This is a genomic window from Candidatus Zixiibacteriota bacterium (assembly GCA_014728145.1).
Taxonomy (GTDB): Bacteria; Zixibacteria; MSB-5A5; order JAABVY01; family JAABVY01; genus WJMC01.
The window spans coordinates 1-11,925 of the sequence record WJMC01000201.1 but is presented as its reverse complement, the minus strand read 5'-3'; the positions used below and the strand labels follow the sequence as shown (position 1 = coordinate 11,925).

Genomic DNA, 11,925 nt, shown 5'->3' with positions numbered 1-11,925 from the left:
GCACAGTTTTCTGGATAATGATTTCAATATAGAAATAGTAGGTCCAGGCTTCTATTTGTTTGGAATAACATCCGGTCACGATTATGAATCCATTGCACACCTGCTCAGAAATGAGGATACTGTTCTGATGGTCAATCCTGTTCTGGAATCACTCGAAGAGGAAGTTATGTATCTCGACAACAGGATCACGCCAGTTTGCATTTGACTCTGAGCAGTCAACTTTGTAGCTTCAGTCTGTATCCGCTGTAAAAACTGATCAGACAGGAGGGACGGGAAGATGATTTTTCGAATTGTAATAATCCTTTTAGTTCTGTTGACCTGCGGGCTCAGCGCGAGTGAGTTCACCGCGGACCTGATGATGGTCGAGGCCGATGACACGATTTCAGGCAAGATCTATGTTCGCGATCAGACCTACCGGATGGACCTCAAGGAGCAGGAGGAATATTTCGTGATCGTCGACCAGGATGCCTGCATAACCCGAGCCTTTCTGCCGGCTGAAATGATCTATGTCGAACTCGACTGCCAGGATTTTACTACCCTGATGAACGATCCGATCCAGAGTTTTGTCAACGCTTCGGCCAAAAGCGAGCTTAAAAGCGAAGGGACCGAACAATATGCCGGATACAAATGCAACAAGCAGACGATCTACTATGAGGGCCGGGCCATGGCCAGCCAGTATAAATCCGATATACTCAATTTCCCGCTGAAAATCGTCAACCTCGTACGCGAAGACCAGTATTTCGAGCTGTTCAATATCGCTGAAACAGATCTCTCAGACACCCTGTTTGCGATTCCGGCCGGATATGAGCTCCAGGGTACTCCCGTTTCCAAAGAAGAAGGTCCCCAAAACGAATTCATCGAGGCCGCCGGAAGTGGTGATACCGCAAAAGTTATGGGATTTATCGAGGACGGCGCAAACCTCGATATGATCGATGATTACGGTTATTCACCGCTTATGATCGCGGTTTCCTACGGCCACCTGGAATGTGCCCGCATGCTTTTGGAGGCCGGGGCTGATCCCAACCTGGCCAACAGCGTAGGCGACACTCCGCTGTATTACGCGGCCCAGAACGGCTACACAAAGATTGCCGATATGCTGATCAGGTTCGGGGCCGATATCAACGCCTTCAAAAGTTTTCAGCAGTCACCCCTGAGCGCGGCAGTCGCAAACGGGCAATTCAGCACTGTGAAATTATTGATCGAAGCTGGTGCAGATGCCGGCATAGCCGATTCAACCGGCACATCGCTTGTGGATATTGCCAGGGAAAACGGCGATTCGCAGATGGTCGAGATGCTTAAAAAAGCGGGCGCGCAGTAGGCTTCATCTATAATGGGCAATGGCCCGAAAGCGGATAAAATCAATCTAAAATAATTACTGAATTCGACCAACCGAAATCGTTCCATCGCTTGCGCAAATTTTGCACATATATCCGGCGTATATCCGATAAAGGCTGATTTCATCTTGCCAGTTTCGCAAATTGTCTTATATTGAAACAGTCAGGTGAGGATACTTCTGTAGTACAGAGCAAAATAGTCTTATCATAAACGTGGAGTTATCATGCTAAAAAAGCGCACCCTCTTTTCTGCATTGTTTTTACTCTTCTTCTGTTTTAACCTTTTCGCTTCCGAGGCTCCGGTCGAAGAAGATCCGCTTCCGATCGGTCTGACGGAGGAGGAGAAGACCCGTCTGGACGAGATCGGGATGAACCATCGCGCCACCAATCCGCCTCCCGGACCCGGAATCCGCAGTATCCCGGAATGGGAGCCTTCGACGGGCGTGATTATCCGCTATCCGTTCGGGATTTCCTATGATATAATTGCCGAGATGTCTGAGGATGTAATCGTGTACACGATCGTATCTTCGACCTCCAGTCAGAGTTATGTCACCACGCAATACCAGAATAACGGCGTCAATATGGCCAATGTTGAGTTCATAATTGCGCCCACCGACAGTTACTGGACACGTGATTACGGACCCTGGTTTATTTTCGACGGCAACGGAGATATCGGGATCGTGGACCAGATCTACAACCGTCCGCGCCCGAATGACGACGCCATACCGATCGAAGTCGGCAACTACATGAGTATCCCGGTTTACGGCATGGATGTGGTTGCCACGGGCGGTAACTATATGTCCGACGGTTATGGCAATGCGGTCTCGACCGACCTGGTCTACTATGAAAATCCCAGCCTGACTGATGACGAAGTCGATTCCATCATAAATGAATACATGGGAGTTGATAACTATATCGTTCTGGACGACGCTCTGGGTGAATATATCGAACATATCGATTGCTGGGCGAAGTTTTTGAGTCCCTCGACGGTGCTGGTTCTGGAAGTTCCGAACTGGCATTCGCAGTACGACGAACTCAATGCCGCCGCTGACTCGCTGGCGAATATGACCAACGCCTACGGCAGACCATATAATGTTGTGCGGGTGCTGTCTAGCGGAAGCCAGGCATATACGAATTCATTGATTTTGAACGACAAGGTATTGGTGCCGATTTCCAACAGCTCTTATGACGCCGCTGCGCTTCAGGTCTACGAGGACGCGATGCCCGGCTACGAAATCCTGGGTTTCACCGGGAGCTGGTACAATACCGATGCTCTGCACTGCCGAACTATGGGGGTGCCCGATCCGCAGATGCTCCAGGTTCATCATACACCGCTATTGAATTCCGCGGACACATTGAATGATTACCTGGTGACTGCAACGATCGTGGATCATTCCGAAGCCGGTTTGATTTCCGATTCTTTAAAAGTATATTACAGCCTTGACGGCGGGGCATTCAGTTTCGTGACATTGACCGCGACCGGTAATCCGGATGAATATGAAGCCTATATTCCGGCCCAGTCGAATGGCACGACGATCAGTTACTATGTCAAGGCCGCCGACCTGAGCGGCCGGGTCGAGACCAACCCGTATGTCGGTGAGGCTGGACCTTATCAGTTTGAAATCGACCTGATGATCCCGGAAATCGGATTGTCCGACACGCTGTTTACGTTCCAGGCATTCCAGGGTGACAAAGCACTGCTCTATGATACACTGGTTATATTCAATGACGGCAGCGGTACTCTCAACTGGACAGCTTCTCAGAACAGCCTGTGGCTCGCACTCGATCCCACGTCCGGTACCGATTCGGGCGCAGTCGAACTCGAAGCCAACACCAATCTGCTGCCGGTCGGAACATTTTACGACACGATTACGGTCAATTGCGCGGAAGCTCCCAACACACCGCAGACAGCTGTAGTCGAGCTCGCGGTACTGGATCCCCTGCCGGAGATCGTGCTGTCCGAAACTGAATTAATTTTCCAGGCTTATCATGGCGATCCCAACCCGGCCTCACAGAGCTTTGATATCACCAATGCCGGAAGCGGAACCCTGACCTGGGGTATATATAATGAAGAAACATGGTGCACTCCGGATCCGATGTCGGGAAGTGCTCCGGCGACTGTCGATGTCAGTGTGGATATGGCTGGTCTGTCAGTCGGGAATTATACTGACACCCTGGTGATTTCCAGTCCCGAGGCGGAAAACAGCCCGGTCAAGCTTCCGGTAACTTTGAACATTCTCGAACCGCCTCCGATCATCCAGCTTTCTGTCGGCCAGCTCATGTTCGAGGCTTATGAAAACGACGATAACCCGTCATCACAAAGCTTCGATATAGAAAACATCGGCGGGTCGGCTCTCTACTGGAACTCGAGTAATATGCATGCCTGGTGTGAGGGCGATCCGACTTCGGGCAATGCCCCCAGCACCATGACCGTGTCGATCGATATTACCGGTATGACCGCCGGCGAATACTATGACACGATCAGTGTGGAGTGCACAGCCGCGACAAACTCGCCACAGGTGGTTGAGGTCATGCTGACGGTTCTCGAACCGCTGTACGTGTGCGGTGATGCCAACGGTGATGAAAGCGTCGATGTCTCCGACGCGGTGATGATCATCAACTACGCTTTCGCAGGCGGTGAGCCTCCCGATCCGATCGAGTCGGGAGATACAAACTGCGATGAAGTGGTTGATGTCTCTGACGCGGTTTATATAATTAACTACGCTTTCGCCGGTGGTAACGACCCCTGCGATACCGATGGAGACACTCTACCAGACTGTTAGTTTCTATCGGAATAGATTATGAAATGAGACCCGTTCATTATGAGCGGGTTTTTTTATTGTAGCTGTCAGCACGGGTTTGCCTTAGAAAATCTTTTTCCCGGGCAGTATCCTTCAGGATGATTAGCCTACCGTGGGAGAAATGCTCCTCGATTTGCTGCATGATTCTGGGGTAATGGTCGCGGCGATAATTGTATATCCATTTGATGAAGCCTAAATCCAGAAACTCCGGGCAACCCTCGGCCATGTCCGGACGAACCCTTCCGAGACCTGTAATGATTCGTTTAAGCACACGCCACAGGCATAACCACCGGGGATAATCAAGGAAAATCACAGTGTCCGCGCGGGGCAGGCGGATGTCCAGTGAACTGTCGTAACTGCCGTCGATTATCCAGCGCTTACCTGAGGTCATCTCGCGCAGTTGATCGCGCCACAGGTCGGCCGGAGTCATCTTCCATCCCGGTTGCCAGAACTCCTGGTCGAGATGAATCAACGGCAGACCGGTCAACTCAGCCAGTTTGCGAGCGAAGGTCGATTTACCAGCTCCCGGGCTTCCAATTATCAAAATCCGTTCCATGAATATATACTATTAAATATAAATAGTTTGCACAACTTCAAAACCTGTTCTTATAGAGGGTGTATCGGCAATATCGAGGATGCCTTTCGGCTGCCGGCAGATTTTGTCGAGTGGTCAGCCTGTCAAGGCTTTGATGCGGGGCAAATTAATTTACCTGTTGTGTACTGGCGCGGACAATTTAAAGCAGGGCAACATCGCAGAGATGCTGCCCTGTCACTTGTGCTCACAGTCATTGCCATTGCGGAAATAAATCGAATAATAAATCTTTATCGCAAAGATCACCGCGCTTTATCCGCAATGGTAACACTTAAGGGATGAGAGATCCCGGGCAAATCCTGCGTCGGGATGCTATTTATTCTTGAATTCCGGCTTGCGTTTATCCAGAAAAGCTTTTGTGCCTTCGTTTTTATCTTCTGTACCGAAGATTTCGCCAAACTTTCTGGTTTCATACTCAAGACCGTCGTCGAGATCGGTCTCCATCCCGTAACTAATGCATTCCTTAGCGATACGTACGGCTACCGGACCCTTGGAGAGGATCTTGGAGGCCATTTTTTTAGCCTCATCCATTAACTCGTCCGGGGCAACCACTTTTTCAACCAGTCCGATTTTGAGACCTTCATCGGCACCTACCATATCGCCGGTCAGTATCAATTCTTTGGCTTTTCCGGGTCCGACCAGGCGGGCCAGACGCTGTGTGCCGCCATAGCCGGGAATCACGCCCAGGCTGACTTCAGGCTGACCCATCTTGGCTTTTTCGGAAGCGATGCGAATATCGCATGCCATGGCAAATTCCCAGCCACCGCCGAGCGCGAAACCGTTGACCGCGGCGATCGAGACAATATTGGACTTTTCCATACGCCGGAATATTACTGTGCCTTTGTCGGAAATCCGTCGGCCACCTTCGCTGTCGGCTTTCATCAACTCGACAATATCGGCGCCGGCCACAAAGGCTTTTTCGGCACCGGTGACAATCATCGCACGGGTTTGACCGTTGCCCTCGAGTTCGTCCAGGAGCTGGTTAAGTTCGGTAAAGAATTCATCATTAAGAGCGTTCATGGCCTTGGGACGATTGACAGTAACAATCGCCAGGGGACCGTCTGTTTCAACCAGTAAAGTATTGTAAGCCATCATTCCTCACTTTGTATAATCGTAAAAACCTTTTCCGCTTTTTTTGCCCATAAAGCCCATGTTAACCATCCGGCGCAACAGTGGCGGTGCGGCAAAATGGGAGTCCTTGAATTCGATAAACATTATATCAGCGATATATAGAATCGTGTCCAGGCCGATGAAATCAGTCAAAGTCAGTGGACCCATCGGGTGGCCACAGCCAAGCGTCATGCCGGTATCGATATCATCGCGAGTGGCGGTGCCGTCCTCGAGTATCCGGATAGCATCCAGAAGGTACGGAACCAGAAGGCGGTTGACCACGAAACCGGGACGGTCGCCACAGGAGACTATAGTCTTGCCGACTGACTCCGCGAAACGACTGCCGGTCTTATAAGTCTCGTCATCAGTGGAGATTGTGCGCACGACCTCGACCAGTTTCATGATATGAACCGGGTTGAAGAAATGCAAGCCCATGAATTTTTCAGGGCGACGAGTGTGAGCCGACATATCGGTAATCGACAGGGAAGAAGTGTTCGATGACAGTATCGTTTCGGGAGCACAGATATCGTCCAGTTTTCTGAATATCTCGATTTTGGTGCTCATGTTTTCCACCACTGCTTCTATTACGAGCTGGCAGTCCTTCAGGCCTTCGAGCTGGGTCGTGGTGGATATCTGGCCCAGGACACGTTGCTTGTCCTGGTCTGCGATCTTGCCCTTTTCGATCGCCTTGTCGAGGTTTTTGCCTATCCTGGCTACGCCTTTATCGAGATAAGCCTGGTCGACATCGCAAGCGATAACTTTATATCCGGCAGAGGCGGTCACCTGGGCAATCCCGGTACCCATCTGACCGAAACCGACAACTCCGACATTCAGAATTTCCATTTTAAATCCTCCTTGAATGGTATTTGGGATAATGTTAGAAAATACTTACAAATACCGGTATTGTCAACAGAACCACTGTCGTTACAGGGAAGTTTTAGGGATCAGTGCTGGATATATTCTGTTGATCGATTATAATAGTGCTTACAATTAAGATAATTTGGGGAAGTATATGCGTGTATGTATCGTGGAAGACGACGATTCCGCCTGGCTCAAAGGTTTTGAGGAAAAGCTGTCTGAACGGATAGAACTGAAGGTCGTTGAAGAAACTGATGGTTCCGATCAGTACGAGATCCTGGTCACGGGTCTTCCCGAGAGAGAGCAGATCGAAAACCATCCCGAGTTGAAATCACTAATCATCCCCTGGGCGGGCGTGCCGGGTAAAACGCGCCGGCTGATGCTCGACTACCCGCAGATCAGCGTGCACAACCTTCATCACAACGCCGTCCCGGTAGCCGAGAGCGCGGTGGCATTGATGATATCGGCGGCTCGACGGATTCACCAGGTAGACCGTTGCCTGCGAAAGGGCGACTGGAGCCCGCGCTATATGCCCCGTCTTTCCTTTACGATGCTGACAGGCAGGACCGCAGTCATCCTCGGCTACGGTCAGATCGGGCGGGAAATCGCCCGCAGGCTTAAAGGTCTGGATATGAATGTGGTCGGTATCAAACGAACAATAGAGGATGATCATGACAAATATGCTCAATTATACAGCCAGGATCGTTTCCGCGAAATTTTGCCCCGTGCTGAAGTATTGATCATCAGCCTGCCATTGACTGATGATACTAAAGGTCTGATAGGGGAGTCAGAATTAAAACAGCTTCCCCCGAAAGCAATTCTGATAAATATCGCCCGTGGTCCGATTGTGGTAGAAGAAGCACTTTTTACCGCGCTTAAAGAGCGACGGATCTGTGCCGGGCTGGATGTCTGGTATGAGTATCCTCGTGAGGCTGACCAGCGCAACAACACATTCCCCGGAAATTTACCCTTTCATGAACTCGACAATATTATCATGACGCCCCACATGGCTGAGCATTCCGACGGTACCGAGGAGCTTCTGCGTATCCATCTGGCCACACTTCTAAACGAGGCGGCAGAGGGAAAACCGATGTCTAACCGGGTGGATATCGTGCGAGGTTACTGAGGTTTTAATCACCGACCGTTCAGTTCGGTTCTGATGATGTCATAGAAACGATCGCGTGCCTGCCGTTCGTTCCAGGGATAGTGACCGCAGTCAGCCAGCCGATGGTAACTGATCTCTGGGAGGCATTTCTCCAGAAACGGAAGGATACCTTCAATCGGATGAGGATCGTATTGACCATGTATCAATGTGACCGGTACATTTATGTTTTCTAATTCAGCAGAGATTTTTTCCGGATCATCGCGCATCTTGACGAATTCGCTGAAGACTTTTTGAAATGTTTCGTACTGCACCTCGATTACTTCTGACTCTGTCGTCAGCGGGTCAAAATAATCTGATTTGTCCAGCAACTCACCCCACTCGGCCATCAATTCATCGCGTCCTTTGCCGGTAGCGGTTATCATCTTTTCGGCAATCTCTTTGTAGCGGTCTTTTTCGGTTTGATCCATCCGTGCCAGGCGGCGCGGTTCGATCGATTTCGCGCTCTCATTGTCGAAAACCGCACTTCCGATCAGGATCAGCCTGTCTGCTAATAGTGGATGACGCGCGGCAGTGATCAATGCCAGCACCGCTCCCCAGGAAGATCCGATCAGTGCCAGGGGTGGTTGGGCATTTTTCTCGATCTGCTGTTTAAGTTCTTCGACCTGCCCTGCGATTGAATCAGCGCTCTGAAGCGGTTCGATTACCCCCATATACCGACTCAGCTTGCGCGCAACCGGAGCCATATACCCAGGAGCCCCGGGACCGCCATGGAGCAATGCCGCGCGGAACGGCTTTTTACCGTAGGTTCTGACACCCGATTTGTGGTCGCTTTCGAGTGAATTCATCTCAAGCCCTCGAACAGGTCGGTTTCCTTTTGACGGCCACCGTTGACCAGGCTGAAAGCCCGGTAGAAATGTTGACTGCCCCACATTTTGCGATGATCCTCTTCGGATAAATCTGCCAGCTTTTTGTAGATCGTCAACTGGGTCTTGTGACACTGGATAGCTGACCAGACCTGTTCCCGGTATTTCCCGGTATCGATTTCTGCTGAAACGAACCAGTCGGGTACAGTTAATGCTCTGCGCTCGACACCGTCGACTTCGAGACGAATATCCCGAAAGGCCAAGGTGAACGCTTCCCATTTCCAGTCAGTCATTGCCATATAGTACAATTTTGAAACTCGATGAGCATCGGGTTCTATCTCGATCTTTTTGTGACCAGAAAAATTGGGATCAGCTGAAGCTGTAATTGCGGCAGTTGTGAACTGGCTGATGGCGATATGATCGGGATGGCCATAGGCACCCTCAGGACCAAATGTCAACACCACCTGGGGACGATGTTTGCGAATACGCTGGACAATTTTTGATATTGCTTCCTGTGGGTCGGCACGATCGAGATCGCCGTCGATATAGTTCAAAAACTCGATTTCCCGGATACCCAGCTTGATTGAGGCCGAACGCAGTTCCTTTTCACGCATACGACCGACTTCCTCGAGACTCGGTCTTTCCGGCAGATCACCATAACGACCACGTTCCCCGCGAGTGGCTGTCACAAGAGTGGTCTTTACACCTTCATGATTGTATCTCGCGAGAACTCCGCCCAATCCGAGTGATTCATCATCCGGATGAGCCAGTACCGCCATAAGTCTCAAGTCATCTGTCACTTTGATACCTCAGGTAGTATAAAACCTTATCAGTGATGTAGAACATAATATATGAGGGACTGTTTCAAACGGTCAATAATCTTATTTGCATTTATCATTACCGCAGAGAGGAATGCCCCTGTGGGTTTGCTTAACCTGGTTCAGAAATCTTTTTTCGACCTCTTTGGTAGTGCGCTCGATAGATCGTCTTTTAGTCTGCGAGAGATCGATAATCCCTCCGGCCATACTTTGATGTCCGCCACCGGCACCGAGATCTTTGCAGATAGCGGTAGCGACATCGCCGGAATTATACTCCGGGTTGCAGGTGCGGATCGAAAACAAAAGTTTTTTACCGGTCGCAACCGAACAGAATGACCATTCGATATCCTCCAGCCTCAGAAGTGTGTCAGCCGCTTCGCTGACCGCTTCGGGGATTTTTGACTGTCCGATATTTGAAACAACTGCATTGCCGTAGATCCGCGCGTTGGCCAGCGCTACCTGCAATGCGGCCAGGTATTCGCGGGGAGTCTTGCTGTTGGCTATTTCGGCCAGCATCCGCTTATTGGCTAAGGGATATAACTCGACCACAGCGTCGATATCGGCCCGGCTGGATTCACGACCCAAATCCTGTGTATCGGAACGGATACCATACAAAAGACCTGTGGCAAGCTGACGGCTGACCTGAATCTCCGCCGCCTGCAGGTATTCAAACATGATCGTCGAAGTCGCACCATAGTTGTTGCGGACATCATGAAACTCGGCACTGCGCGTTTCACGCTTGATGGGATGATGATCGATTACTATGTCTGCAGAATACTCCAATGGCAGGATATTGTTTCCGGTTCCGGGCTGTGTATCTACTAAAGCCACCAGATCAGCTTTTTCACTGGGCCAGTTGTCTTCAGGATGATATGGCAGATCGAGGTATTTCATCAGAGCCCGGTTTTCACTGCGCCCGATAAATCCTCCGCTGATGATCGTACAGGTAAGGTCAGCCAGTTCATGGCCCAGTTCACGCAGTGCGGCGGCCGAAGCGATAGCATCCGGATCTGGATAATTCTGGAGCACTATTAAAAGCGAATGCTTGCGCTCCATCAGAAGCTCCAGCTTCTCGAGTTTCTTCTCAGTCGACTGATTCACAGCTTTTGAATATAATAAATCGGATCAGTTGCACAAGTTGTTTGTAATATTGCAGGCATAGATATATTAAACTAAACAGCTTTTTTAAGACGCAGTTTCTCAAAAAGTTTACCGCGGTCATCCGAGGTCAAAATCGCAAACACGAACAGCAGAGCGGCAACCGTCATGATCACCAAACCTTCCGCTATCAGTGTAATCCATTCATGCGGTTCTTCGATCTTCTGCAGTATCAGAGACAACGGCAATATCACCGCAGTTGCTGTAACTGCCGAAAACAACGCGGTTTTATAAAAATCTATTAAATTTGCATCCAGGATCCGGTACAATACCAGTGGGAATACGACCAGGTAGATTATCATCTGCGGGATCGCGGTTCCGTAGGCTACACCCACTATACCCATGGATTGCACAAGTATTATTGATAAGATCAGGTTGACTGTGCCTTCAGAAGCCATTATGAAAAAAGTCGCCTTGTGTTTGGAGATGCCGTAGAGGATAGCGCTGTTGATTGTCTGGGGTATGAAGATCGCGGCCGGGACCGCAAGGATATAAAGGATCTTGACCGATTCCCTGAATTCGGGGCCAAGCCAGAGAAGGATGAATGCTTTTCCGTAGGTGATGGCGACGATTATGATCGTAAACGAAATGAAAAACAGGTAACGGGTTGCACGCTGATGGATCCTGGCGATGCGGGCGAAATCTTTCTCGGTTTCGATCTGGCTGATGGCCGGAACAAGAGGCACCGAGATAACCGTAAAGATATTGCGGATATGGGTCGTGAAGAGCAGTGGTATTGAATAGACCGCAACTGCCTGCATCGAGACGAAGGCCCCGATCACGATGTTGTCAGAGTAATGGATTAGAAGAGTGGAAATCACGATCAGAAAAGAATAGATACTGTAACCGAACAGTTCCCTGAGGGATTCACGGCTGACGTTTGAAGCCGAGAACCGGACCTGCGGGAAATGACTGGCCCGGTAATGCGACATACCGTAGGATTGAAGCAGAAACAACACCAGAGTTATAACTGCCATCTCGATGATTCCGTAGCCCGATTCGAGGATGATCACGAATATAAGTGTTCGCAGGATCAGTTGTGCCAGATTGTAATAATTGCTGACATCGTAACGGTTAAATGCGCCGAGGGCGGTAAAAGGCAGAAGCAGAAAACCGATCGCGGCTTTGAGTCCCAGGACAAGCACCACTACACGCGCTTCGGAAAAGAGGTCGGGTGGAATCTGGAAATATCTCAAAAAAACGAATGCCAGTATTGCGATCACGATCACCAGAAATATGAAAATCGCGCCATACATGGCGGCCGCCGAACTGAAGATGCGGTTGAG

General features: G+C 50.1%; 10 protein-coding genes. 3 read left to right on the top strand and 7 right to left on the bottom strand.

Going from position 1 to position 11,925, the window contains the following annotated elements; translation table 11 throughout:
- Positions 1-277: 277 nt before the first annotated feature.
- Positions 278-1,318, top strand: a complete 1,041-nt coding sequence (locus GF404_11510; protein ID MBD3382808.1) for a hypothetical protein — start codon at positions 278-280, stop codon at positions 1,316-1,318.
- 240 nt (positions 1,319-1,558) lie between these two features.
- A complete protein-coding gene (locus GF404_11505) occupies positions 1,559-4,117 on the top strand; it encodes a hypothetical protein (protein MBD3382807.1) in 2,559 nt (852 codons plus the stop codon).
- 37 nt (positions 4,118-4,154) lie between these two features.
- Here GF404_11505 and GF404_11500 read toward each other — a convergent pair whose 3' ends face one another.
- The 3 genes from GF404_11500 to GF404_11490 all read right to left on the bottom strand — a co-directional run bounded on the left by GF404_11500 (position 4,155) and on the right by GF404_11490 (position 6,680).
- Complete coding sequence (locus GF404_11500) at positions 4,155-4,691, bottom strand: adenylate kinase (protein MBD3382806.1); 537 nt, start codon at positions 4,689-4,691, stop codon at positions 4,155-4,157.
- 348 nt (positions 4,692-5,039) lie between these two features.
- Positions 5,040-5,819: a crotonase gene (locus tag GF404_11495; protein ID MBD3382805.1), complete on the bottom strand. Its 780-nt coding sequence runs from the start codon at positions 5,817-5,819 to the stop codon at positions 5,040-5,042.
- A gap of 6 nt (positions 5,820-5,825) precedes the next feature.
- Positions 5,826-6,680, bottom strand: a complete 855-nt coding sequence (locus tag GF404_11490) for a 3-hydroxybutyryl-CoA dehydrogenase (GenBank protein MBD3382804.1) — start codon at positions 6,678-6,680, stop codon at positions 5,826-5,828.
- 169 nt (positions 6,681-6,849) lie between these two features.
- On the opposite strand from GF404_11490, the gene GF404_11485 reads away from it, so the two are divergent.
- A complete protein-coding gene (locus GF404_11485; GenBank protein MBD3382803.1) occupies positions 6,850-7,821 on the top strand; it encodes a hydroxyacid dehydrogenase in 972 nt (323 codons plus the stop codon).
- A gap of 8 nt (positions 7,822-7,829) precedes the next feature.
- Here GF404_11485 and GF404_11480 read toward each other — a convergent pair whose 3' ends face one another.
- The 4 genes from GF404_11480 to GF404_11465 form a co-directional block, all read right to left on the bottom strand.
- Entirely contained in the window at positions 7,830-8,942 is a 1,113-nt protein-coding gene (locus GF404_11480; GenBank protein MBD3382802.1) for an alpha/beta fold hydrolase, read from the bottom strand.
- Positions 8,642-9,463 carry a hypothetical protein gene (locus GF404_11475; GenBank protein MBD3382801.1) on the bottom strand — a complete coding sequence of 274 codons (822 nt, stop codon included), beginning with the start codon at positions 9,461-9,463 and terminating at the stop codon, positions 8,642-8,644. Before GF404_11475 ends, GF404_11480 begins: the two co-directional genes overlap by 301 nt.
- Positions 9,464-9,544: 81 nt before the next feature.
- Entirely contained in the window at positions 9,545-10,582 is a 1,038-nt protein-coding gene (locus GF404_11470) for a phosphoesterase (protein ID MBD3382800.1), read from the bottom strand.
- A 71-nt stretch (positions 10,583-10,653) separates the two neighbouring features.
- Positions 10,654-11,925 (bottom strand): oligosaccharide flippase family protein (locus GF404_11465; GenBank protein MBD3382799.1); only part of this gene is annotated, 1,272 nt, incomplete at its 5' end.